Source organism: Paraburkholderia sabiae (assembly GCF_030412785.1).
Lineage (GTDB): Bacteria > Pseudomonadota > Gammaproteobacteria > Burkholderiales > Burkholderiaceae > Paraburkholderia > Paraburkholderia sabiae.
Map to the genome: position 1 here is coordinate 1,357,388 of NZ_CP125295.1, position 23,449 is coordinate 1,380,836.

At 62.3% G+C, this 23,449-nt stretch carries 19 protein-coding genes and 5 tRNA genes; 18 read left to right on the forward strand and 6 right to left on the reverse strand.

The genetic code is table 11. The features are described from left to right. Positions 1 to 178 precede the first annotated feature (178 nt). Positions 179 to 994, forward strand: coding sequence for a serine O-acetyltransferase (gene cysE / locus QEN71_RS06105; protein WP_201650160.1), 816 nt, complete (start codon positions 179 to 181; stop codon positions 992 to 994). 67 nt (positions 995 to 1,061) lie between these two features. Here cysE and QEN71_RS06110 read toward each other — a convergent pair whose 3' ends face one another. From QEN71_RS06110 to QEN71_RS06125, 4 genes are all read right to left on the reverse strand, one after another. Then, on the reverse strand, positions 1,062 to 1,862 hold the full coding sequence (locus tag QEN71_RS06110) for a UDP-2,3-diacylglucosamine diphosphatase (protein WP_201650161.1): 801 nt from the start codon (positions 1,860 to 1,862) through the stop codon (positions 1,062 to 1,064). A gap of 66 nt (positions 1,863 to 1,928) precedes the next feature. Further along, entirely contained in the window at positions 1,929 to 2,423 is a 495-nt protein-coding gene (locus QEN71_RS06115; protein WP_028369153.1) for a peptidylprolyl isomerase, read from the reverse strand. A 164-nt stretch (positions 2,424 to 2,587) separates the two neighbouring features. Further along, positions 2,588 to 3,169 (reverse strand): peptidylprolyl isomerase, encoded by a 582-nt coding sequence (locus QEN71_RS06120; RefSeq protein ID WP_201650162.1) that lies wholly within the window; start codon positions 3,167 to 3,169, stop codon positions 2,588 to 2,590. 82 nt (positions 3,170 to 3,251) lie between these two features. After that, the gene (locus QEN71_RS06125; RefSeq protein WP_201650163.1) at positions 3,252 to 4,052 is read right to left on the reverse strand and encodes a tetratricopeptide repeat protein; all 801 of its coding nucleotides are present in this window, start codon (positions 4,050 to 4,052) and stop codon (positions 3,252 to 3,254) included. Positions 4,053 to 4,298: 246 nt separating this feature from the next. On the opposite strand from QEN71_RS06125, the gene cysS reads away from it, so the two are divergent. The 7 genes from cysS (at position 4,299) to QEN71_RS06160 (ending at position 12,231) form a co-directional block, all read left to right on the forward strand. Next, positions 4,299 to 5,696, forward strand: coding sequence for a cysteine--tRNA ligase (gene cysS, locus QEN71_RS06130; RefSeq protein ID WP_201650164.1), 1,398 nt, complete (start codon positions 4,299 to 4,301; stop codon positions 5,694 to 5,696). Positions 5,697 to 5,743: 47 nt separating this feature from the next. Continuing rightward, entirely contained in the window at positions 5,744 to 6,805 is a 1,062-nt protein-coding gene (locus QEN71_RS06135) for a DNA-3-methyladenine glycosylase family protein (RefSeq protein ID WP_201650165.1), read from the forward strand. A gap of 170 nt (positions 6,806 to 6,975) precedes the next feature. Beyond that, complete coding sequence (locus QEN71_RS06140) at positions 6,976 to 7,947, forward strand: acetyl-CoA carboxylase carboxyltransferase subunit alpha (protein WP_201650166.1); 972 nt, start codon at positions 6,976 to 6,978, stop codon at positions 7,945 to 7,947. Positions 7,948 to 7,993: 46 nt separating this feature from the next. Beyond that, entirely contained in the window at positions 7,994 to 9,412 is a 1,419-nt protein-coding gene (gene tilS, locus QEN71_RS06145; protein WP_201650167.1) for a tRNA lysidine(34) synthetase TilS, read from the forward strand. 461 nt (positions 9,413 to 9,873) lie between these two features. Next, positions 9,874 to 11,124, forward strand: coding sequence for an aspartate kinase (locus tag QEN71_RS06150; RefSeq protein WP_054934434.1), 1,251 nt, complete (start codon positions 9,874 to 9,876; stop codon positions 11,122 to 11,124). 205 nt (positions 11,125 to 11,329) lie between these two features. Then, positions 11,330 to 11,423: transfer RNA gene (locus tag QEN71_RS06155), tRNA-Ser, on the forward strand. Between the two features lie 445 nt (positions 11,424 to 11,868). Then, positions 11,869 to 12,231: a hypothetical protein gene (locus QEN71_RS06160; RefSeq protein WP_201650168.1), complete on the forward strand. Its 363-nt coding sequence runs from the start codon at positions 11,869 to 11,871 to the stop codon at positions 12,229 to 12,231. A 99-nt stretch (positions 12,232 to 12,330) separates the two neighbouring features. On the opposite strand, the gene fabI is transcribed toward QEN71_RS06160, so the two are convergent. Further along, positions 12,331 to 13,122, reverse strand: a complete 792-nt coding sequence (fabI, locus tag QEN71_RS06165) for an enoyl-ACP reductase FabI (RefSeq protein ID WP_201650169.1) — start codon at positions 13,120 to 13,122, stop codon at positions 12,331 to 12,333. A 140-nt stretch (positions 13,123 to 13,262) separates the two neighbouring features. Here fabI and QEN71_RS06170 point away from each other — a divergent pair, with 140 nt between their 5' ends. From QEN71_RS06170 to QEN71_RS06190, 5 genes are all read left to right on the forward strand, one after another. Further along, positions 13,263 to 15,161: an extracellular solute-binding protein gene (locus tag QEN71_RS06170; protein ID WP_201650170.1), complete on the forward strand. Its 1,899-nt coding sequence runs from the start codon at positions 13,263 to 13,265 to the stop codon at positions 15,159 to 15,161. A 57-nt stretch (positions 15,162 to 15,218) separates the two neighbouring features. Further along, positions 15,219 to 16,259 (forward strand): microcin C ABC transporter permease YejB, encoded by a 1,041-nt coding sequence (locus QEN71_RS06175; RefSeq protein ID WP_201650171.1) that lies wholly within the window; start codon positions 15,219 to 15,221, stop codon positions 16,257 to 16,259. Between the two features lies 1 nt (position 16,260). Next, positions 16,261 to 17,364 carry an ABC transporter permease gene (locus tag QEN71_RS06180; protein ID WP_201650172.1) on the forward strand — a complete coding sequence of 368 codons (1,104 nt, stop codon included), beginning with the start codon at positions 16,261 to 16,263 and terminating at the stop codon, positions 17,362 to 17,364. Between the two features lie 56 nt (positions 17,365 to 17,420). Continuing rightward, positions 17,421 to 18,980 carry an ABC transporter ATP-binding protein gene (locus QEN71_RS06185; protein WP_233471786.1) on the forward strand — a complete coding sequence of 520 codons (1,560 nt, stop codon included), beginning with the start codon at positions 17,421 to 17,423 and terminating at the stop codon, positions 18,978 to 18,980. Positions 18,981 to 19,140: 160 nt separating this feature from the next. Next, a complete protein-coding gene (locus QEN71_RS06190) occupies positions 19,141 to 19,812 on the forward strand; it encodes a C40 family peptidase (protein ID WP_201650174.1) in 672 nt (223 codons plus the stop codon). 85 nt (positions 19,813 to 19,897) lie between these two features. Here QEN71_RS06190 and QEN71_RS06195 read toward each other — a convergent pair whose 3' ends face one another. Then, positions 19,898 to 20,851, reverse strand: a complete 954-nt coding sequence (locus tag QEN71_RS06195) for a patatin-like phospholipase family protein (protein WP_201650175.1) — start codon at positions 20,849 to 20,851, stop codon at positions 19,898 to 19,900. Between the two features lie 401 nt (positions 20,852 to 21,252). Between QEN71_RS06195 and gltX the strand changes: the two genes are divergently transcribed. The 5 genes from gltX (at position 21,253) to QEN71_RS06220 (ending at position 23,390) form a co-directional block, all read left to right on the forward strand. Beyond that, on the forward strand, positions 21,253 to 22,662 hold the full coding sequence (gene gltX, locus QEN71_RS06200; RefSeq protein WP_201650176.1) for a glutamate--tRNA ligase: 1,410 nt from the start codon (positions 21,253 to 21,255) through the stop codon (positions 22,660 to 22,662). Positions 22,663 to 22,800: 138 nt separating this feature from the next. Next, a tRNA-Ala gene (locus QEN71_RS06205) sits at positions 22,801 to 22,876 on the forward strand. 143 nt (positions 22,877 to 23,019) lie between these two features. After that, positions 23,020 to 23,095 (forward strand) — tRNA-Glu (locus tag QEN71_RS06210). A gap of 76 nt (positions 23,096 to 23,171) precedes the next feature. Next, positions 23,172 to 23,248, forward strand: a tRNA-Asp gene (locus QEN71_RS06215). A 66-nt stretch (positions 23,249 to 23,314) separates the two neighbouring features. Continuing rightward, a tRNA-Glu gene (locus QEN71_RS06220) sits at positions 23,315 to 23,390 on the forward strand. The last annotated feature ends 59 nt before the right edge of the window (positions 23,391 to 23,449 follow it).

Below are 23,449 nucleotides of genomic sequence, written 5' to 3' on the forward strand. Positions count from 1 at the left end.
AACCTTGTCGTCCGCGTGGACTTCCGGCAGGTTTTGCGCATTCGCCCTACAATGGCCCGAAACGTCATAAGCAAAGCTCGCCCGCTGCAATAGACGCCAATAGACGTGACGTCTTATGCAACGGCGTCCCCGCCCGCGTATAGCGGCGGCGCCCAATCCCTACGACAGCCTCACTGCCATGTTCACGAGACTCCGCGAAGACATTGCCACGATCCGCGAGCGCGATCCCGCCGCCCGCAGCGCCTGGGAAGTCCTCACGTGTTATCCCGGCTTGCACGCGCTGATCTTCCATCGTTTCGCGCATGCCTGCTGGCGCGCGAACCGCCGTTGGCTCGCGCGCTTCGCGTCGCAGTTCGGCCGCTTCATGACGGGCATCGAAATTCATCCGGGCGCGACCATCGGGCGGCGCGTATTCATCGACCACGGCATGGGCGTCGTGATCGGCGAGACGGCTGAAGTCGGCGACGATTGCACGATCTACCAGGGCGTCACGCTCGGCGGCACGTCGCTCACGCGCGGCGCGAAACGGCATCCGACATTGGAGCGGGGCGTGATCGTCGGCGCGGGTGCGAAGGTGCTCGGCGGCTTTACGATCGGCGCGGACGCGAAAATCGGTTCGAATGCCGTAGTCGTAAAGCCGGTGCCTGCGGGTGGCACGGCCGTCGGCAATCCGGCGCGCGTCGTCATGCCGGCAAAGGCGGCCGCGAGTGCGGCGGCCGACGCAGTCGCGAAACCGGATACGAAACCGACTCGCACGCGCCCCGGTTTTTGCGCGTACGGCATCACGCCGAACGCGGACGATCCCGTCTCGCTCGCCATTCATGGGTTGATCGACCATGCGGCGACGCAGTCGCAGCGCATCGACGAAGTCGTTGCCGCGCTCGAACGGCTCGGCGCAAGTCTCGAAGCGCTGAATGGCACCGATGCGGCGTTGGTCGATCTGCGTCGCCTGTCGGCGGCCATCTCGGGAAAGGTCGAGGAAACGACGCGCTGAAATCGCGTCAGGCACGGCGACGTTGCACTGACGCGCACCGCGCGTCAGCGTGCAATCTTGCACGCAGCTACTTGTCGAGTCGCAGCGCCTTGATCCCTTCGGAATCGATACGTACGTAACCGCCACGGCGCTCGCCGTGGTCGAGATCCCAATCGGGCAGCACCCAGCGCATGCCACCTTTCTCGTGATGCAGCGCGGGACGGTGCGTATGACCGTGAATGATGGTGCCCGTCTTCGTTTTTCTGAACAGCGCGTCGACGCCTTCGGACGTCACGTCATAACGCGGCGACACCGGGCGGGTGCGTCCCGCTTCGCTTGTTCTGCGCATCTTTTCGGCCAGCGCCTTGCGCCAGCGATACGGCCACACCAGAAACAGCCACTGCGCAAAATGGTTGCGTGCAAAGCCGCGAAAGCGCTGATAACCCCGGTCGAGTGTGCATTGCGCGTCGCCGTGTGTGAGCGCGATCTTCGTGCCGAACGCGGTGATGACAAACGGGTCGGGCAGCCAGATCGCGCCCGCCGCTTTCATGAAACGCTTGCCCAGCAGGAAATCGCGGTTGCCGTGCATGATGTAGAGCGCAATGCCGCGCTCTGTCAGCGTATGCATCAGCTTGGCCATGCGGGCGGGGAAGGGCTCGGCGAGCATGTCGTCGCCGATCCAGTATTCGAACAGGTCGCCGAGAATGAAGACGGAATCCGCGTGCTCGGCCGTCACCATGATGAAATGCTCGAACGCGGCGACCGTTTGCGGGATCGCCTCGCTCAGATGCAGGTCGGCGATAAAGAAAAACGGGCGCGCCGCATGCGGGCGTTTGCCCTCGCCAGGCACGCCCGCAGCGACGCTTCGCAGCGGCGTTTCTTGCAGCATTGAAGTGTGCTTCTCTCAGTTGCTCAAGGCTTCTTAAAGAATAGCCCGTTCGTTTGAGTATTGTTCTTACTCGACCACGACAGCTTTTTCGATGATCACGTCGTCGACGGGCACGTCCTGGTGGAAGCCCTTCGAACCCGTCTTCACCTTGCGGATCGCGTCGACCACGTCGAGGCCTTCGACAACCTTGCCGAACACCGCGTAGCCCCAGCCTTGCGGCGTCGGCGACGAGTGGTTCAGGAAGTCGTTGTCGTTCACGTTGATGAAGAACTGGGCCGTGGCCGAGTGCGGGTCGTTCGTGCGCGCCATCGCGATCGAACCCTTGACGTTCTTCAGACCGTTGTTCGCCTCGTTGGCGATCGGCGTGTTCGTCGGCTTCTGCTGCATGCCGGGTTCGAAGCCGCCGCCCTGGATCATGAAGCCGTCGATCACGCGGTGGAACACCGTGTTGTCGTAGTGGCCGGCCTTCACGTAGGCGAGGAAGTTCTCGACGGATTTCGGCGCCTTTTCAGCGTCCAGTTCGAGCTTGATGACGCCGTGGTTCGTGTGCAGTTCAACCATGATGATTTCCTTTAGGTCTGAGTGAGTGGAAGGCACGGTGCATCGCCGTCTGAGCGGAGAGTGGCCCGTGCCCGTGGCATGGTGAGTTCTGGTGCAGCGCGTGGCGTCGCGCAATATTCGCACGGCGCCGGTTTCGCTTGCCTTGTTTGCCGACTACTTGCCGACTACTTGCCGACTATTGTCGCCGACTGGATCACGACCTGCTTTTGCGGCACATCGCTCATCGGTCCGCGCGACGTGGTCGGCGTTCCTTCGATCTTCTTCACGACGTCCATGCCCGTCGTCACCTTGCCGAACACGGCATAACCGTTGCCGTCCGGATTCGGATAGTCGAGCCCCGCGTTGTCGACCGTGTTGATGAAGAACTGTGCCGTGGCCGAATTCGGATCGCTCGTGCGAGCCATCGCGATCGTGCCTGTCATGTTCTTCAGGCCGTTGCGGCTTTCGAGCGGGATCGGCGCGCGCGTCGGCTTTTCCGCGAAGCTCGTCGTGTAGCCACCGCCCTGGATCATGAAGCCGGGGATCACGCGATGGAAGATCGTGCCGTTATATTGACCGGATTTCACGTAGTCGAGGAAATTGGCAACCGTCCTGGGCGCTTTCTCAGGATACAGCTCGACGCGGATATCGCCTTCCGACGTCTTCAAGAGAACGGACGGATGCACGGCCTGTGCCCCGTTCTGCGCAAATGCCGGTGCGTTCGCGATCAGGGCGGCGCTGCCGAGCGCCAACATCAACCATTTCATGTAAATCCTCGGGGTGAAATCAGGGTGAACTCAGATGAAAAACGTCGACAGGCGCGCCGCCCGAAGGCAGGCGCGCGAGCGCTCACTGCGATGGTGCAACGTACGGCGGCGTCGCGAGCGAACCATTCGGCCCGCCGAACTGGAAGCCCTGCGAGTTGGTGATGTTCTCCATCGCGCGATTCGTGTAGTCGGTTTCGGCGGCGGGCTGGCTCGTCTTCTTCACGGGCGTCTTGCGCGGCGTCACGATTTTCTCGATGTCGGCGATACGCTGGCTGGTCGTGCCGTTGCCCGCGCCCAGAGTTTGTGCGCGGCGATACGCCTGATCGGCGAGGCGCAGATACAGGTCGCCGAGATTCTCATACGCGAGACCGTAGCCGGGGCTCGCCTTCACGGCCGTTTCCAGCGCGGCGCGCGCTTCCGTGTAGCGGCCCTGCTTCGCGTAGAGCGCAGCGAGGTTGTTGTACGGCTCGGGAAGTTCGGGATAAGTCTGCGTGAGTTCGGTGAACGCGGTGATCGCGTCGTCGTCGCGGTTCAGGCGCGCGAGCACGCTGGCGCGCTTGAATCTGGCCTGGGCGTCGCGCGGGTTCGCGGCGATGCGCGCGTCGAGTTGCGCGAGGGCGGCTGTCCAGTTCTTGTCCTGAATGGACGCGTCGGCATCCGGCGTGGCGTCGCGCACGGCGGGACCATGCGAAACGGTCGACGCTTTCTGAGCGAAAGCCGGCGCAGCGGGCAGCGTCATCAGCGCGAGACCGCAGCATGCCGCGCTCAACGCCGCGAGCAGACCCTGGCGGGACAAAGCGCCCGACGTCGAAGAAAGCGTCGAACGGAGCGCCGTCGCGAAGAGGGGCGTGGCGCCTCGCGCGCGGCCGCTGGAGTGTTTCATAGGCTCAGGTCGGGATGTTATACTCCGAGCCATTCTAACAAAAGGTCTGCGCGTTCCGTCGAACCACAGACTGTCTTTTCGCCACTCGTGGTCGTCTCCGCCTTGACGTCAGCCTGATCCCGCTCCGTTGCGCGACATGCTGTCAGTCATGCCGCACCGCCCGTGTTCGTTCATGCAGTTGCATGCTTTCTTCGGGCGCGGTATGAACGAACCCAGCGGATTTCTTTCGGCCCACGCATCGTCTCTATGGAATCTCTGCGCATCTACAACACGCTCGCGCGTGACAAGCAAAATTTCGTGCCGCTTCATGAAGGCGAAGTGCGTATGTATGTCTGCGGGATGACGGTGTACGACTACTGTCACGTGGGCCATGCGCGGGTGATGGTCGTGTTCGATATCGTGCAGCGCTGGCTGCGCACGCTCGGCTACAAGGTCACGTATGTGCGCAACATCACCGACATCGAGGACAAGATCATTCGCCGCGCCGTCGAGAACGGCGAGACGATCCGCTCGCTGACCGACCGCTTCATTCAGGCGATGCACGAAGACGCCGACGCGCTCGGCGTCGAGCGGCCCGACCTCGAGCCGCGCGCGACGGAATTCATTCCGCAGATGCTCGGCATGATCGAGACGCTCGAAGCGAACGGCTACGCGTACCAGGCCGCCGACGGCGATGTGAACTACGCGGTGCGCAAGTTCGCGAACTACGGCGCGCTGTCGGGCAAGTCGCTCGAAGATCTGCGCGCGGGCGAGCGCGTGGCCGCGAATGACGCGAAACAGGATCCCCTCGACTTCGTGCTGTGGAAGCAGTCGAAAGCCGACGAACCCGCCGACACCGGCTGGGATTCGAAGTACGGCCGCGGACGTCCCGGCTGGCACATCGAGTGCTCGGCGATGGGCTGCACGTTGCTCGGCGAACACTTCGACATTCATGGCGGCGGCCAGGATCTGCAGTTTCCGCACCACGAAAACGAAATCGCACAAAGTGAAGGCGCAACGCGCCAAACCTTCGTCAATTACTGGATGCACAACGGCTACGTCCAGATCGACAATGAGAAGATGTCGAAGTCGCTCGGCAACTTCTTCACGATCCGCGAGGTGCTCGCGAAGTACGATGCCGAAGTCGTGCGGTTCTTCATTGCGCGCGCGCATTACCGTTCGCCGCTCAACTACAGCGACATGCATCTCGACGATGCACGCAGCGCGCTCGCGCGTCTGTACACGGCGCTGAAGGACACGCCGCCGCAAGCAGGCGAAGTCGACTGGAACGAAGCACACGCGCAGCGTTTTCGCGTGGCGATGAACGACGACTTCAACACGCCTGTCGCCGTTTCCGTGCTGTTCGAACTGGTGAGCGAAGTGAACCGCACACGCGATGCGGCGCTCGCGCGTCAATTGCATGGTCTCGGGCGCGTGCTTGGTTTGCTGGGGCGCGAGCCGCGCGCCTATCTGCAGCAGGCGGGGGGGAGTGTCGGCGAGGACGCGCTGGATGTGGCAGCGATCGAAGCGAAGATCGCCGCGCGTGTCGCCGCGAAGCAGGCAAAGGACTACGCCGAGGCAGACCGGATCCGCAAGGAATTGCTGGACGCCGGTATTGCGCTCGAAGACAAACCGGGCGGGTTGACCGAGTGGCGTCGCGTTTGAGCGCACCTCGTACTTCCCACTGATCGACTCGCCAGGCAGGAGGCAGGATGGCAACGGCCACGAAGACGCCGGCTAAACGGGCCGCGTCTCAATCTGACGCGGCATCTACGGTAAAGGCAGTGCGTGCGCGAAGCGGCGTGGCCGCGAAGGGCGCCGCGAAGGTGGCAGGAAAATCGGCATCGGCGAAGGGCGGCAAGACGGGTTTTGGCACGGCACGCAAAGCTGCGGGCCCGGATGGGGCGCATGCGCGCGCGACATCGGCGAAACCTCAGGTCAATGGCGTGGAAGCGCCCGAGGCCGCCGCTGTGAAGCCGTCGCGCGCGCGGACCGTGAACGCGAAAGGCAACGGTTCGATGCCTCCCGCACTCGCAGGCGATCTGCGCGAGTTCACGCACGACAATCAGGAAGCAGAACCGGCGCGCAAGCCGCGCGCGGCTGTTCCGTCGACGGAAGGCGCGGACGCTACGCAAGCCGCGCAGCCGTCAGTCGTCACGCGTCCCGCGTATTGGGACAAGGCGTGCGCCGATCTCGTCAAGCGCGACCGCATTCTTAAGAAGCTGATTCCGAAGTTCGGCCCGGTGCATCTGTCGAGCCGCGCCGATCCGTTCGTCACGCTCGCGCGTTCGGTGATCGGTCAGCAGATTTCCGTCGCGTCCGCGCAGGCGATGTGGCAGCGTATCGTCGCCGCGTGTCCGAAGCTCGTGCCGCAACAGATCATCAAGCTCGGTCAGGACAATCTGATGGGCTGCGGCGTGTCGAAGCGCAAGGCCGAATACATTCTCGATCTCGCGCATCACTTCGTCTCGGGTGCATTGCACGTCGGCAAGTGGACGTCGATGGAAGACGAAGACGTGATCGCCGAATTGACGCAAATCCGCGGCATCAGCCGCTGGACGGCCGAGATGTTCCTGATCTTCGACCTGTCGCGTCCCGACGTGCTGCCGCTCGACGATCCGAATCTGATTCACGCGATCAGCCAGAACTATTTCAGCGGGGAGCCGGTGACGCGCAGCGAGGCGCGGGAAGTCGCGGCGAACTGGGAGCCGTGGCGAACTGTCGCGACGTGGTATATGTGGCGGAGTCTCGATCCGGCGCCGGCCGGCAACTGAAGAAACAAGCGAAGTAACAGGCTGGGCAAAAGGCTGTGTAAAAGGCTGTGCAAGAAGCGAAACCCCTCGACATCTATTGATTTGTTAAAATCGATAGATTCGAGACGGTTTTGACATGGGCGCGCGCGGTTAGAATACGCGCTGCCGGTAAGTCGAAGGATTAAAAACCAATGAAGACCACCTTTCTGGATTTCGAGCAGCCGATCGCGGAGCTCGAAGCGAAAATCGAAGAATTGCGCTTCGTGCAGGACGATTCGGCCGTCGATATTTCGGAAGAGATCGAGCGGCTGTCGAAGAAGAGCCAGCAGCTCACAAAGGATCTGTATACGAACTTGTCGCCGTGGCAGGTTTCGCAAATTGCGCGTCATCCGCAGCGTCCGTACACGCAGGACTACATCAACGAACTGTTCACCGATTTCCACGAACTGCATGGCGACCGCTCGTTTGCGGACGACCTGTCGATCGTCGGCGGCCTCGCGCGTTTCAACGGCCAGCCGTGCATGGTGATCGGTCATCAGAAAGGCCGCGACACGAAGGAACGCGCGCTGCGCAACTTCGGCATGCCGCGTCCTGAAGGCTATCGCAAGGCCGAGCGTCTGATGCGTCTCGCCGAGAAGTTCGGGCTGCCGCTCTTCACCTTCATCGACACGCCGGGCGCGTACCCCGGCATCGGCGCTGAAGAGCGCGGTCAGTCGGAAGCGATCGGCCGCAATCTGTATGTGATGGCCGAACTGAAGACGCCCATCATCTCGACGATCATCGGCGAGGGCGGTTCGGGCGGCGCGCTGGCTGTCGCCGTCGCGGACAGCGTGCTGATGCTGCAGTTCTCCACGTACTCGGTGATTTCGCCGGAAGGCTGTGCGTCGATTCTGTGGAAGAGCGCCGCGAAGGCACCGGAAGCCGCGGAAGCGTTGGGTCTGACGGCGCATCGTCTGAAGGCGCTGGGTCTGATCGACAAGATCGTCAGCGAGCCGCTCGGCGGCGCGCATCGCGATCCGAAGGGCATGGCAGCGATGCTGCGCCGTGCGCTCGCCGATTCGCTGCGGCAGTTCCACGGCATGAGCACGAACGATCTGCGTCAACGCCGCTTCGATCGTCTGATGGCCTACGGCAAGTTCAAGGAAACCACGCCGGGCGCATAAGCGCTTTCGCGTTCACATCAGCAGGCGCTTCGCGCGCCGTCACCTCGTGACTTCCTCCGCTGACACATCCGCCGACCGCCTCGTTCTCGATGCGGTCGGCGTTGTTTTTGGCGCGTTGCCGAACGATGCGCGCGTCGCGATCGCGTTCAGCGGCGGTGTCGATTCGACGGTGCTGCTCGACGCGGCCGTGCGCATCGGCGGCGCGTCGCGTTGCATCGCGTTTCATGTTCATCACGGTCTCAGTTCGAACGCCGACGAATGGCTCGCTCATTGCGCTGCGTTTGCGCGTGAGCGGAATGTCGAGTTCGCTTCGGTGCATGTCGACGTGTCGCGTGCCGCGGGTGTGAGCATCGAAGCGGCGGCGCGCGACGCGCGTTATCGCGCGCTCGATGCTTTGTGCAAGCAGCATGATGTGCACACGCTCTGGCTAGCTCAACATGCCGACGATCAGGCCGAAACCGTTTTGCTGCAACTGCTGCGCGGAGCGGGGCTCGCCGGGCTCGCGGCGATGGCGCCGGAATATTTGCCGTCGGGTGCGTCGGTGACGCGCGCGCGTCCGCTGCTGCATCTGCTGCGCGCGCAACTGGAGCAGTATGCGCACGCGCGCGATTTGCGCTGGATCGACGATGAGTCCAACGCCGACACACGTTACGCCCGCAACGCGTTGCGTCACGATGTGCTGCCGGGTCTCGCCGTGCACTTTCCGGGCTTTCGCGACGCGCTCGCGCGCACGGCTGCGCATGCAGCAGCGGCGCAGCGTCTGCTCGACGAGTTGGCACGTGTCGATCTACAAACGGCGTATGGCGAAGAAGAGGGCGCCTTGTCGCGCGATGCGTTGCTCGCACTCGACGACGACCGCGCGGCCAATCTGCTGCGTTACTGGATGCGCACGCTCGGCTTGCCGGCTGCATCGACTGCACGGTTGACGGATGCGCTGCGCCAGTTGCGCGAGATCGGCGATGCACATACGTTGCGTGTTGATCATGCAGGTCAGGCGTTGCGCAGTTATCGCGGACAGATCTACTGGGAAGCGGGCGACAGCGCCGATCCCGCCGACGAAACGGCGCTCGTCGAACGCGCCGAAAGTGTGCTCGCGTGGAAGGGCGAAAGCGTGTGGCGGTTGCCGCAATGGCGCGGCACCTTCGTATTCGCCGACGCGAGCGCCGATGCATCCGACGCGATTCCCGCCGATGCACTCACGCGAGTGCCGCTTATCGCGCGCTCGCGCAGCGGCGGCGAACGGATGCGCTGTGCGTCGAACGGTCCGAGCCGGACGTTGAAGAATCTCTTTCAGGAGCGCGGCGTGCCGTCGTGGAAGCGCGACGTGCCGCTGCTGTTCGCGGGCGATGTCCTGCTGTTCGTGCCGCTGATCGGCGTGAACCGTGCGGCGATCGACGATCCGTCGCAAGTGAAGAACGCGCGTTACATCAGGATCGAATGGCGCGAGGATCTCACGCTCGCGTGATGCGCAGTCGATGCCCGACCGACCGGACGGCCATTGTCATCGGCGCGCAACATTGGCCGCAAATCCTTCTCCGACAAGCATTTGCAACGGCTCTTGCCCGGATTTCGGCTTGTCTTTTTATCCCCGATCGGGTAGTGTAACTTGTTTGCCCGACCCGTTTTTGTCGTCGCTTTTGTCGCGTTCCTGGCTGTTCTTATGCGAATGTCCGGGCGCGCTCCAAGCCGCTAACCTGTCAGCCACCGTTAGCGTCGTCAGCGGCCTGTTTATCCGCAGGTTTCGGCAGGGCCGGAAAAAAGAAAACCCGGCAAATCCGCGCGTACTGCACGCGCGCTGCATCTGCGCCGCCACACTGCGCCGTCGTTCCCGAACGTTGTGCCCTGTGCTCTCTTTGTGCGGCCGTCTCCAGCGCGCCCGGCGCGCGCCGGTTGGCGTATCAGTTTCTCCTTCAGTTCAGAACGACAATGGCACTCATCGTACATAAATACGGCGGCACATCGATGGGCTCGGTCGAGCGCATCAAGAACGTCGCGAAGCGCGTCGCGAAATGGCACAAGGCAGGCCACAAGATGGTCGTCGTGCCCTCGGCGATGTCCGGCGAAACGAACCGCCTGCTGGGCCTCGCGAAAGAGATTTCGCCCCAGCCGAGCCCGCGCGAACTCGACATGATCGCGTCGACGGGCGAACAGGTCAGCGTCGGCCTGCTGTCCATCGCACTGCATGATGCAGGCGTCGATGCCGTCAGCTACACCGGCTGGCAAGTGCCCGTCAAAACAGATAGCGCATTCACGAAAGCGCGCATCAGCGACATCGACGGCGAGCGCGTCCTGCGCGATCTCGACGAAGGCAAGGTCGTCGTCATCACGGGCTTCCAGGGCATCGACCCCGAAGGCCACATCACGACGCTCGGCCGCGGCGGTTCGGACACGTCCGCCGTTGCAGTGGCAGCCGCGCTGAAGGCCGACGAATGCCTGATCTACACGGACGTCGACGGCGTCTACACGACGGACCCGCGTGTCGTCGAAGAAGCGCGCCGTCTGGATCGCGTGACGTTCGAAGAAATGCTGGAAATGGCCAGCCTGGGTTCGAAGGTGCTGCAGATCCGCTCGGTGGAATTCGCCGGCAAATATCAGGTGAAGACGCGTGTGCTGTCCAGCCTGACCGATCCGCTGATGTCGCTCGACGAGGAAATGAAGTCGGGCACCCTGATTACTTTTGAAGAAGACGAAACCATGGAAAAAGCAGTCATCTCGGGAATCGCGTTTCAGCGTGACGAAGCCCGTATCGCCGTGATGGGTGTGCCCGACAAGCCGGGCATCGCATATCAGATCCTCGGCCCGGTGGCCGACGCGAATATCGATGTCGACATGATCATCCAGAACCAGAGCGTCGAAGGCAAAACGGCGTTCACGTTCACGGTCGGTCGCGGCGACTATCAGCGCGCAATGGAGATCCTCACGAACCAGGTGAAAGGCCATGTGAGCGCGGAGCAGGTGCTGGGCGATCCGAAGGTGTCGAAGGTGTCGGTGGTCGGCGTCGGTATGCGTTCGCACGTCGGCATCGCGAGCAAGATGTTCCGCACGCTGTCGGAAGAGGGCATCAACATCCAGATGATCTCGACGTCGGAAATCAAGATCTCGGTGCTGATCGACGAGAAGTACATGGAGCTCGCCGTGCGCGCGCTGCATAAGGCATTCGAACTCGATCAGGCTTGATGTTTCGTCGATGCCTGGCGTTGCGGCGGCAGGCATTTGCACGAGGATGTGTTCGATAGTGCGCGGTTGAACGGACAGGTCGAAGAAGTGACATCGAATTGACACTTCTGGCATAAAAAGTGTGAAGTAAAAATTGACCTGAGCCTTCGAACCCGCTATTATCTTGGCTTCGTTGCGCTGCCTCCCTGGCGCAACCGAAAGTTTGGGAGACGTGGCCGAGAGGTCGAAGGCACTCCCCTGCTAAGGGAGCATCTGGGCCAAAACCTGGATCGAGGGTTCGAATCCCTCCGTCTCCGCCAGAAATGGCGGTGGAACCCCGTAGAGCTGCGGCTCTGCGGGGTTTTGTTTTTTGGGCGTCCTTTTCGCGTGTTTCCTCAACGTATTCACGCGTCTTTCGTCCCGCCATTTGGCCGCTTTGCATTGCGGCACTCAATTTTTCATTCGCACAACCGTAAACACCGGTAATGGCGAATTGCGCTCGCATCCAATGCGCTTATCGAATTTCGTGCATAGACCTTTGCCTGGCATTACCAAACGAACCGGCAAAATGTGCGTGTGCGCAACAGCGAACGGGCAGGGCGTATCACCAAATGCTGTCGCGTGTAACGGAACGTTACGACACGCTTTACGATGCGAAGTTATGCATCAGTTATTACAAAGTTGAAATACGCGTTAAGCGTTGCTTTGTTATATTCGAATCAAGCAGTCGATAAACACAACTTTCCGCAAAGAAAAGGTGAAACCATGAAGTCCATGCGTCTTATCCCGTTGATCGCCGGCGTGCTCGCGATTGGCGCGTCGAGTGCGGCGATGGCCGGGGGACTGAACGTCGGTGTCAACATCGGTATTCCCGCTCCCGTCTACGTCGCACCGGCGCCTGTCTATGCACCGCCGCCGCCTCCGCCGCCGCCCGTCGTGTATCAGCCGGCGCCTGTCGTCGTCGCGCCCGCTGTCGTGGTCGGCTGGCATGGTGATCGTTACTGGGATGGCCGCCGCTATTGGGGCCGCGACGACTGGTATCGCCATCATGGTGGCTACGGCCGCGGCTACGATCACGATCACGGTCACGGTCACTACGACAACGGCCGTCATAACGGCTGGCATTGATCGGCAGCGCGCGCATAACAAAAAACCGCCCCTCGGGGCGGTTTTTTCATAGTTGCGCGAGCAACGACGCACGTCGCTCGCGCGGATACGTAGCCGCGATTACTCGCTGACGGCTGCCATCCCGCCGACCACATTGCTGAAGCCGCTGTCGACATGCATGATCTCGGCCGTCACGCCGGCTGCGAGATCCGACATCAGGAACGCCGCAGCGTTGCCGACCTGTTCGATCGTCACATTGCGCTTGAGCGGCGCATTGTCTTCGACGAAATCGAGAATCTTGCCGAAGCCCTTGATGCCGCTTGCCGCGAGCGTCTTGATCGGGCCTGCCGAAATGCCGTTCACGCGAATGCCCTTGTTGCCGAGCGACACGGCCAGATAGCGCACGCTCGCTTCGAGCGATGCCTTCGCGAGACCCATCGTGTTGTAGTTGGGGATCGCTTTTTCCGAGCCGAGGTACGACAGCGTGAGCAGTGCCGCATCGTTCGACAGCATCGGCAGCGCGGCCTTCGCGAGCGCGGGGAAGCTGTACGCGGAGATGTCGTGCGCGATACGGAAGTTTTCGCGCGTCATGCCGTTGAGGAAATCGCCTGCGATCGCCTCACGCGGCGCAAAGCCGATCGAGTGGACGAGACCGTCGAGGCTGTCCCAATGTTGTTTCAGCGAAACGAACAGCGCGTCGATCTGCGCGTCGTCGGCGACGTCGCACGGGAACACCAGGTTGCTGCCGAATTCGGTCGCGAATTCGGTGATGCGGTCCTTGAAGCGGTCGCCGACATACGTGAACGCCAGTTCTGCGCCTTCGCGCTTGCAGGCCTGCGCGATACCGTACGCGATCGAACGGTTCGACAGGAGGCCCGTCAGCAAGATTCGTTTACCAGCGAGGAAGCCCATGAATTCTCCTAATGAGGTCAGCGCGCCGCGAGGACAGAGTGCGGAAGCGCGCAGGATTTTGGGTAGAATTCTCTCACATTGCAACCACCCACCGACCAGCACGGACCACTACGGACCGCACTCGGACCAATAAGGCACCTATGACGACAGGCACGCGACGGGTTGAAGCGCCGCGCCCAGGATGGCGCACTCTGATTCGTCCGTGGTCGCGTGCCGCATTTGCCATGTGTGCCGGTTCGCTATTCACACTGTCGTCCGTCACGATGCAGCCTGCGCATGCCGCGTACGCGATCGCGCAGTACGGCGAGCCGAAGTATCCCGCCGACTTCAAGCACTTCGATTACGTCAATCCCGACGCGCCGCGCGGCGGCACGCTGGTGCTCGCGAATCCCGACCGCTCGACGAGCTTCGACAAGTTCAATCCGTTCACGTTGCGCGGCAATGCGGCGCCCGGCATCGGGCTGCTGTTCGAGAGCCTCGCGACGGGCAGCGCCGATGAAGTCGCGTCCGCTTACGGCCTGCTCGCCGACGACATCGACGTCGCCTCCGACGGCATGTCGACCACGTTCCATATCAATCCGCGCGCGCGCTTTTCGAACGGCGATCCCGTCACGGCCGACGACGTGAAGTTCTCGTTTGATACCTTGAAGAGTCCGAAGGCCGCGCCGCAATTCGCCGCCTATTTCGCGGACATCACACGCTGCGTGATCGTCGATCCGGCGACGGTGCGCTTCGAGTTCAAGCAGCACGATCGCGAGTTGCCGCTGCTCGCGGGCGGCATGCCCGTGTTCTCGCGCAAGTGGGGCGTGAAGCCGGACGGCAGCCGTATTGCGTTCGATCAACTCGCGTTCGAAAAGCCGATCGGCAGCGGACCGTATCTGATCGAGAGCTACGACAACGGCCGCACGATCACCTACAAACGCGACCCGAACTACTGGGGCGACAAGTTGCCCGTGCGCGTCGGCACCTATAACTTCGAGCGCATCAACTACAAGCTGTATTCGGATGCGACCGCGCGTCTCGAAGCGTTCAAGGCTGGCGAGTACGACGCGCTCGTCGAGAACGTCGCGCGCAACTGGGTGCGGCGCGACGTCGGCAAGAAGTTCGACAGCGGTGAACTGATCAAGCGCGAGTTTCCGCATCACAACGGCACGGGGATGCAGGGCTTCATCCTGAACCAGCGCCGACCGCTGTTCGGCGACGTTCGCGTGCGCAAGGCGCTCGATCTCGCGCTGGATTTTCAGTGGCTCGACCGGCAACTGTTCTACAACCAGTACAAGCGGATCGACAGCTACTTCGTGAACACGGATCTGCAGGCGAAGGGCCTGCCGTCGCCGGGCGAACTGAAGCTGCTCGAGCCTTGGCGCGCGAAGCTTGAGCCGTCGGTGTTCGGTGTGCCGCCGAAGCAGCCCGATACCGATCCGCCCGGCTCGCTGCGCGCGAATCTGCTCGAAGCGCGCGCGTTGCTTGCGCAGGCCGGCTGGACGTATCGCGACGGCGCGCTGCGCAACGCGAAGGGTGAGCCTTTCGTGTTCGAGATACTCGACGATTCGGGTTCGTCGGCCGCGTTCGAGCCGGTGATTGCGCCGTACATCCGCAATCTGCAGAAGCTCGGCATCGAAGCGCACTTTCGCGTGATGGACTTCGCTGTGTATCAGAAGCGTCTCGACGCGTTCGATTTCGACGTCACGACGATCCGCTTTCCCGACGTGCAGGTGCCGGGCGCGGACATGATCGATCGCTTCGGCAGCAAGGCCGCAGACGAGCCGGGTTCGGGCAATCTGATCGGCCTCAAGTCGCCGGCTGTCGATTCGATTCTGCGCGCGTTAGTCGGTGCGCAGACGCGCGAGCAACTCGTCGACTCCGTTCACGCGCTTGATCGCGTGCTGATCAACGGCTATTACATGATTCCGCACTGGTACAGCGCGACGCATCGCGTGGCGTTCAAGCGCGGCATGGCCTGGCCGAAGACCTTGCCGCTGTACTATACGGCGGAAGGCTGGATCACTTCGATGTGGTGGTTCGCGGCGCCGCAGTGAGCGCGCGCCGCATGCCCACCACGCACTCTTGAACAACGCGCATTCCGGACCGCCGCCATGTGGAGCTACATCCTCAAACGTCTGTTGCTGATGATCCCGACGTTGATCGGCGTGCTCACGCTGACGTTCGCCGTCATCCAGTTCGTGCCGGGCGGGCCCGTCGAACAGATGGCGCATGAATTGCGGCGCAATGCGGCCGAAGGCGGCATGCCGTTCGGCCTGCGCGCGCACAGCGGCGTCGATGCGCAGCAGATGGCACAGCTCAAGGCGCTGTACGGTTTCGACAAGCCGCCGCTCGAACGTTACTGGCTGATGCTCAAGCAGTTCGCTCACTTCGATCTCGGGCAAAGCTATTTCCGGCATCAAAGCGTGTGGTCGCTGATCGTGTCGAAGCTGCCCGTGTCGATCAGCATCGGGCTGTGGACGTTCTTCCTGACGTATCTGATATCGGTGCCGCTTGGCATTGCAAAAGCCGTGCGCAACGGCTCGCGCTTCGACGTCGCGACGAGTCTGATCGTGCTGATCGGCTACGCGATTCCGGGCTTCGTGCTCGGCGTGCTGCTGCTCGTGCTGTTCGGCGGCGGCACGTTCTTGCAACTGTTTCCGCTGCGCAATCTCACCTCCGATAACTGGGACCAGTTGAGCCTCGTCGGCAAGGTGCTCGATTATCTGTGGCACATCACGCTGCCGATCGTCGCGTCGGTGGTCGGCAGTTTCGCCGTCGTCACGATGCTCACGAAGAACGCGTTCCTCGACGAAATCCGCAAGCAGTATGTGCTGACCGCGCGGGCGAAAGGGCTCTCCGAGCGGCGCGTACTGTGGAAGCACGTGTTTCGCAACGCGCTGCTGCCGCTGATCGTCGGCTTTCCGGCGGCGTTCATCGGCGCGTTCTTCACGGGCAGTCTGCTGATCGAAACGCTGTTTTCGCTCGATGGCCTGGGGCTGCTGTCGTACGAGTCCGTGGTGCGGCGCGATTATCCCGTCGTGCTCGGTACGCTTTATCTGTTCACGCTGATCGGGCTCGCGACCAAGCTCATCTCCGATCTCTGCTACGTGTGGGTCGATCCCCGCATTCAATTCGAACAACTGGAGCGCTGATTTGAGCCGCGTCCGTACAGATGCCGAAGTATCGCGCGCGCAGCCGGTGCGCGCGTTCGTGTCGCCGTCGCCCGCGCGACGCGTATGGCTGCGCTTCAAGCAGCAGCGCCTCGGCTACTGGAGTCTGATCGTGTTCGTCGTCGCGTTCGCGACGAGCCTTGCGGCGCCGCTGTGGTTGAACGACAAGCCGCTCGTCGTGCGCTACGACGGCCACTACTATTTCCCGCTCGCGAAGACCTACGCGGAGACGACCTTCGGCGGCGACTTCCCGACACCCGCCGACTATCTCGATCCGTACATCAAGCATCGTTTCGACGCGCCGGGTAACTTCGCGATCTATCCCGTCAATCGCTACTACTACGACACGCTCAACTATTTCTCGAAAGTGCCGAATCCCGCGCCGCCTTCGCGCGACAACTGGCTTGGCACCGACGACCGCGGCCGCGACCTGTTCGCGCGGCTTGTGTACGGGTTCTGCGTATCCGTCGAATTCGCGCTGGTGCTGACCTTCATCGGCACGATACTCGGCGTGCTGGCGGGCGCCGTGCAAGGTTATTTCGGCGGCAAGACGGACATCATCGGGCAACGCCTGATCGAAATCTGGAGTGCGATGCCGGAGTTGTATCTGCTGATCATCTTCGCGTCGATCTTTGAGCCTGGCTTCATTCTGCTGATCGTGCTGCTGTCGCTGTTCGGCTGGATCGGACTCTCTGACTACGTGCGTGCGGAGTTTCTGCGCAACCGGCAGCAGGACTACGTGCGCGCGGCGCGCGCGATGGGTCTGTCGAACTGGCAGATCATCTGGCGGCATGTGCTGCCTAATAGCCTGACGCCCGTCATCACGTTTCTACCGTTCCGGATGAGCGGCGCGATTCTCGCGCTGACGAGCCTCGACTTTCTCGGCCTCGGCGTGCCGCCGCCGACGCCGAGCCTCGGTGAGCTTCTCGCGCAAGGCAAGGCGAATCTCGACGCGTGGTGGATTTCCGTCTCGACCTTCGGCGTGCTCGTCGTCACGTTGCTGCTGCTGACGTTCATGGGCGACGCGCTGCGTAACGCGCTCGACACGCGCATCTCCGACGCGATGAAGGCGGGAGGCAACCAGTGAGCGCGAACCTGAAGCAATACGACGGGCCGCTGCTCGAACTCGATCATCTCCGCGTGATGTTCGGCAACACGGTTGCCGTCGACGACGTATCGCTCGCGATCGGACGTGGCGAACGAGTCGCGCTGGTCGGCGAATCGGGCTCGGGCAAGAGCGTGACGGCGCTGTCGATCCTGCGCCTGCTGAACGACGCGCAGACGAGCGGTGCGGTGCGCTTCGACGGCGAAGATCTGCTGATGAAGAGCGAGCGCGAGATGCGCGGGCTGCGCGGCTCCGATATCGCGATGATCTTCCAGGAGCCGATGACGGCGCTCAATCCGCTGTACACGATCGGCGAGCAGATCGCGGAAACCATCGTGATGCACGACGGCGTCAGCGCCGGCGAGGCGCGCAAGCGCGCTGTCGCGTTGCTCGAGCGCACAGGGATTACCGAGCCGGGCAAGCGCGTGAACAGCTATCCGCATCAGCTGTCGGGTGGGCAGCGGCAGCGCGCGATGATCGCGATGGCGCTCGCGTGCCGTCCGCGTCTGCTGCTCGCCGACGAACCGACCACGGCGCTCGACGTGACGATCCGTGCGCAGATCGTCGAACTGCTGCTCGAATTGCAGCGCGAGGAAGCCGAGAAGCGCGGCATGGCCGTGCTGCTGATCACGCACGACCTGAATCTCGTGCGGCACTTCGCGCAACGCGTCGCGGTGATGGAGAAGGGCGTGCTGGTCGAAAGCGGTCCCGTCGAGACGCTGTTCGAGTCGCCGCAGCATCCGTACACGCAACGTCTGCTGCAAAGCCGGCCGGAGCGCGCGGTGGTACCCGTGCTGCCGATCGCGCCCGTGCTGCTCGACGCGCGCGATGTCTCCGTCGATTTCAGGACGAAGCTGCCCGGCTTCTCCGGCTGGTTCCGTTCGGGCCACTTTCGCGCCGTAGCGGACGCGACGGTGTCGGTGCGGCAGGGCGAAACGCTCGGCATCGTCGGCGAATCGGGATCGGGAAAATCGACCTTGGCGATGGCGTTGCTCGGGCTGCAAAAGACTTCGCACGGCGCGATCGAGTTTCAGGGCAGGGCGCTCGGCAGTTATCGGGGGCGCGAGCAGACGGCGCTGCGCTCGAACATGCAGGTCGTCTTTCAGGATCCTTTTAGTTCACTTTCACCGCGGCAGACGATCGAGCGGATCGTCGGCGAAGGACTCGCGCTGCACAAGCCGGAACTCGCGCCCGACGCGCGCCGCGACAAGGTCATTTCCGTGCTGCGCGAAGTGGGGATCGACCGCACGGCGCTGCAGCGTTATCCGCACGAGTTTTCGGGCGGACAGCGGCAGCGCATCGCCATTGCGCGCGCGCTGGTACTGGAGCCGCGCATCCTGATCCTCGACGAACCGACGAGCGCGCTCGACGTGTCGATCCAGCAACAGGTGTTGAAGCTGCTCGCGGGTTTGCAACGCAAATACAACCTGGGTTTCGTGTTCATCAGCCACGATCTGGCCGTGATCGGCGCGATGGCGCATCGCGTCGCGGTGATGCAAAACGGGGAGATCGTCGAGACGGGCGAGGTCGATCAGATCTTCGCGGAACCGTCCCATCCTTACACGCGAAAGCTGTTGAAAGCAGCGCTCACGACTTGACATTCACCAATTGGGTGCGATTAGTCATTGTATTTTTCTATTTGTTTTGACTTATAAATACTTACTGGCTAGTATCGACCAAACTTTTTTCCTAGCCTGTTGATTTTCAGGCAAAAACTACCGCGGGCTCCCGCGATAACCAAGATCAACCACCAGACCAATGCAGCACCGATATCTAACCCAGGCTTGCACGCGCGTCGTCGCCGGGATGTTCATTGGCGTACTGATGGCCGCAGCTCCCGGCGCTTTCGCCGATGAAGTAAGCAGCTTTAACCAGAATGCCTCATTTTCGACCTCTTCCGGGTCGAATTCAGTGTCCTCCCCCACACAAGCCGCTCAAAGCGCCGCCTCGAATTCCGAGAGTGGCGCTCGTTCGTTTCTGTCGGGCATGGCCGGCAAAGCGGGCGACGTCGTAGTCGGCGCGCTCAACATGATCGGCGTGCGCTACCGCTGGGGCGGCGATACGCCGGACTCGGGCCTCGATTGCAGCGGCTTTGTGCGCTACGTGTTCCAGGACACGCTGGGCATGGCTCTGCCGCGCCGCGCAGAAGAAATGAGCCGTGTCGGCGAGAAGGTTCGCGTTTCGGACCTGAAGCCGGGCGATCTCGTGTTCTTCAACACGATGCGCCGTACGTTCTCGCACGTCGGCATCTACATCGGCGACAACAAGTTCGTGCATTCGCCGTCGACGGGCAGCACGATCCGAGTCGACGACATGGATGACGGCTACTGGGAAAAGCGTTTTACGGGCGCGCGCCGTATCGAGTCGACCGTGCCGCAGCAGCAGGAACTGCGTCAGCGCGTAAGCGCGACGATCGGTGGCGGTAACTAAGACGATCGTCCGTCTGCAAGTTTCAAACAAAAGGCCCGCTTCGTTCGAAGCGGGCCTTTTGCATTTGACTTGCTGATTTTGCGTGTCAGGCTGTCGCCCGCGCCGATGCCAGTTTGCGCAGCAGTTCGGGCGCGGCGCGCGCGGCGGCTTCCTCGCCCGCCAGAATCGCAGCATTGCGTTGTCCGAAGTCGGTGCCGCTCATCGCGTTCAGGTTCGGACGAATCACGACGTCGGCGTATTTGTCGAGTTCGTATGCCTTGATCGTCTGACCCATGATCGTGAACGTCTGCATCAGCACATCGAACGAGCTTTCCGTGACGGCGGTTTCGGGCCGCGCGGAGATGTCGACGGCGATCACGAAGTCGGCGCCCATCTTCCGGGCAAACGACGCGGGCACCGGGCTGACCAGACCGCCATCCACGTATTCATGTCCGCCGATTTTCACCGGCTCGAACACCGACGGCACGCTCGACGACGCGCGCACTGCGATGCCCGTATTGCCGCGCTGGAACAGAATCGGCTGGCCCGTTTTCAGATCCGTTGCGACGACGCCGAGCGGTTTCGCCATCTTTTCGATCGGGCGATTGTCGAGCGTCTTGTTCAGATAGTTTTGCAGCGCGACGCCTTGCAGAAAGCCGCGCGTGCGAAACGGCATCGCCCAGTCGCTGATCGAAGCTTCGTCCATCGTCAGCGCGAGCTTGTTGAGCGCGAAGCCGTTCAACCCCGACGCATACAGCGCGCCGACCACCGACCCGGCGCTCGTCCCGCAGATCAGATCGACCTGGATGTTGCGCGCTTCCAGCGCCTTGATCACGCCGATATGCGCAAACCCACGCGCCGCGCCGCCACCGAGTGCGAGGCCGACGCGCAGCGGACGCTGCGGCTTGATGACGGGCGGCGTCGGCGGCAGGGCGGCGGTGTTGGGCGTGGGCGCGACATTCTCGGGTTTGCCGCCCGTCGACGCGCAGGCGGACAGGACAGCGGAGGCCGCGGCGATCGAGAACGTGCGGCGGGACAAACGAGGCGATGACGGTTTCAACGAATTCTCCGGCGACGGCGCCGACGTCCATGCGAAAGCGTCGTGCCGCGTGTCTTGCGAGCGTGATCGCCGGCGGCGATCTTCACGCGCTGCGCCGGGCCAGACGTGAAGCCGAACGGCAGCGCGCGCACATCATAATGCAAAGCGGACACGCGGCGACAATCGGCTGAGGAAACCGTCTACACGCGGCATTGCTCGTGCCGGAGCGATGCGCGCCGCAAGCGCGCGGTCCGGTGGAAACGGCTTCGGCGGGTATAATCGGCACTCTCTTTCTGATCGCGTTCGCGCTGCCGTCGGCTGCTGCTGGTTGCTATTGGCAGTCGCCGGAAGCGAACCGTTTTCGTTGCCGCGCGCGGCATGGCTGTTTGCCGGCGCCGGCGTCTGTCCTCGAGTTACCGCACATGACCACTCCCGTTCGCACCCGCTTCGCACCGAGCCCCACCGGCTTCATCCACCTCGGCAACATTCGTTCTGCGCTGTATCCGTGGGCGTTTGCGCGCAAATCGAAGGGCGTGTTCGTGCTGCGCATCGAGGACACCGACGTCGAGCGATCCACCGAGCAATCCGTCGACGCCATTCTCGAAGGCATGCAATGGCTCGGCCTCGATTACGACGAAGGCCCGTTCTACCAGATGCAGCGCATGGACCGTTATCGCGAAGTGCTCAAGCAGATGCAGGAACAGGGGCTCGTGTATCCGTGCTACATGTCAACGGAAGAACTCGACGCGCTGCGCGAGCGCCAGCGCGCCGCCGGCGAGAAGCCGCGTTACGACGGCACGTGGCGCCCCGAGCCGGGCAAGGTGCTGCCGACGCCGCCCGCTGGCGTGCAGCCCGTGACGCGCTTCCGTAATCCGCTGACGGGCGTGGTCGCGTGGGACGATGCCGTGAAGGGCCGAGTCGAAATCTCGAACGAAGAACTCGACGATCTCGTGATCGCGCGTCCGGACGGCACGCCGACGTACAACTTCTGCGTGGTCGTCGACGATCTCGACATGAAGATCACGCACGTGATTCGCGGCGACGACCACGTGAACAACACGCCGCGCCAGATCAACATTCTGCGTGCGCTCGGCGCCGAGCCGCCCGTCTACGCGCACCTGCCGACCGTGCTGAACGAGCAGGGCGAGAAGATGAGCAAGCGTCACGGCGCGATGAGCGTGATGGGTTACCGCGACGCCGGCTATCTGCCCGAGGCCGTGCTGAACTATCTGGCGCGCCTCGGCTGGTCGCACGGCGACGCGGAAATCTTCTCGCGCGAACAGTTGATCGAGTGGTTCGATCTGGATCACCTCGGCAAGTCTCCCGCGCAGTACGACCACAACAAGCTGAACTGGCTGAACAACCACTACATCAAGGAAGCGGACAACGCGCGTCTCGCCGAACTGAGCAAGCCGTTCTTCGCGGCGCTCGACATCGACGATGCGACGCTCGCGAAGGGCGCGGATCTCGTCAGCGTGATTGCGTTGATGAAGGATCGCGCGTCGACGGTGAAGGAGGTCGTCGACAACGCCGCGATGTTCTATCGCGAGCCGAACCCGGAAGCCGATGCGCTCGCGCAGCACGTGACGGACGTCGTGCGTCCGGCGCTCGCCGATCTCGCCGCTGCATTGAAGACGTGCGAGTGGACCAAGGAGGGCATCGCCGCCGAATTGAAGGCGACGCTCGGCGCGCACAAGTTGAAGATGCCGCAACTCGCGATGCCCGTGCGTCTGCTGGTGGCGGGCACGACGCATACGCCGTCCATCGATAGCGTGTTGATGCTGTTCGGTCGTGACGTGGTCGTGAGCCGTATCGAAAAGGCGCTCGCCTGATTCCTGTCGAATCGAGCAACCGTCGAAGCGGGGCCGCGGACAATGGATTCTCGGCCTCGCAAAAAAATTGTAGAAAGCGACTCAAGAGGTATTTACAAAGCGAAAATTGCTATCTACAATCTCGCTTCTGTTCTGCAAGGGGGTATAGCTCAGCTGGGAGAGCGCTTGCATGGCATGCAAGAGGTCAGCGGTTCGATCCCGCTTACCTCCACCATCAGAGCAGAGTGAAGTCTTCCGGTTAGCTGGAAGTTGTAGCAAAAAAAGCTTCACAAACGGTAGTTAAGCAGTTAGAATAGCGGTCTTCGCTGCTGATGAATGAAGTTAGCGGCAAGAACGAGACAGATCTGAAAAGATTATGTCCCCTTCGTCTAGAGGCCTAGGACATCACCCTTTCACGGTGAGTACAGGGGTTCGAATCCCCTAGGGGACGCCAAATACTGGCGTTACTTGAGATTCAAGTGATGCGCTTGCGAGATCTAACCGACGCTCGCGAGTCAGGTAGCAAGACTGGAGTGGTAGTTCAGTCGGTTAGAATACCGGCCTGTCACGCCGGGGGTCGCGGGTTCGAGTCCCGTCCACTCCGCCAGATTAAGCCCGTTCGGTGAGCGGGCTTTTTCATTAAAGGTGTAAGCAGTAGTGTGTGAAGTACGTTGTCCCCTTCGTCTAGAGGCCTAGGACATCACCCTTTCACGGTGAGTACAGGGGTTCGAATCCCCTAGGGGACGCCAAATACTGGCGTTGCTTGAGATTCAAGTAATGCGCTTGCGAGATCTAACCGACGCTCGCG

Excerpts from the sequence above, each read along its gene's own strand:
- QEN71_RS06110 (WP_201650161.1), bottom strand. The coding sequence starts at position 1,862 with ATGCTGCAAGAAACGCCGCTGCGAAGCGTCGCTGCGGGCGTGCCTGGC.
- QEN71_RS06170 (WP_201650170.1), top strand. The coding sequence starts at position 13,263 with ATGACGACAGGCACGCGACGGGTTGAAGCGCCGCGCCCAGGATGGCGC.
- QEN71_RS06190 (WP_201650174.1), top strand. The coding sequence starts at position 19,141 with ATGCAGCACCGATATCTAACCCAGGCTTGCACGCGCGTCGTCGCCGGG.
- QEN71_RS06175 (WP_201650171.1), top strand. The coding sequence starts at position 15,219 with ATGTGGAGCTACATCCTCAAACGTCTGTTGCTGATGATCCCGACGTTG.
- QEN71_RS06120 (WP_201650162.1), bottom strand. The coding sequence starts at position 3,169 with ATGAAATGGTTGATGTTGGCGCTCGGCAGCGCCGCCCTGATCGCGAAC.
- QEN71_RS06135 (WP_201650165.1), top strand. The coding sequence starts at position 5,744 with ATGGCAACGGCCACGAAGACGCCGGCTAAACGGGCCGCGTCTCAATCT.
- QEN71_RS06140 (WP_201650166.1), top strand. The coding sequence starts at position 6,976 with ATGAAGACCACCTTTCTGGATTTCGAGCAGCCGATCGCGGAGCTCGAA.
- cysS (WP_201650164.1), top strand. The coding sequence starts at position 4,299 with ATGGAATCTCTGCGCATCTACAACACGCTCGCGCGTGACAAGCAAAAT.
- QEN71_RS06150 (WP_054934434.1), top strand. The coding sequence starts at position 9,874 with ATGGCACTCATCGTACATAAATACGGCGGCACATCGATGGGCTCGGTC.
- cysE (WP_201650160.1), top strand. The coding sequence starts at position 179 with ATGTTCACGAGACTCCGCGAAGACATTGCCACGATCCGCGAGCGCGAT.
- QEN71_RS06160 (WP_201650168.1), top strand. The coding sequence starts at position 11,869 with ATGAAGTCCATGCGTCTTATCCCGTTGATCGCCGGCGTGCTCGCGATT.
- gltX (WP_201650176.1), top strand. The coding sequence starts at position 21,253 with ATGACCACTCCCGTTCGCACCCGCTTCGCACCGAGCCCCACCGGCTTC.
- fabI (WP_201650169.1), bottom strand. The coding sequence starts at position 13,122 with ATGGGCTTCCTCGCTGGTAAACGAATCTTGCTGACGGGCCTCCTGTCG.
- QEN71_RS06185 (WP_233471786.1), top strand. The coding sequence starts at position 17,421 with ATGTTCGGCAACACGGTTGCCGTCGACGACGTATCGCTCGCGATCGGA.
- QEN71_RS06115 (WP_028369153.1), bottom strand. The coding sequence starts at position 2,423 with ATGGTTGAACTGCACACGAACCACGGCGTCATCAAGCTCGAACTGGAC.
- QEN71_RS06125 (WP_201650163.1), bottom strand. The coding sequence starts at position 4,052 with ATGAAACACTCCAGCGGCCGCGCGCGAGGCGCCACGCCCCTCTTCGCG.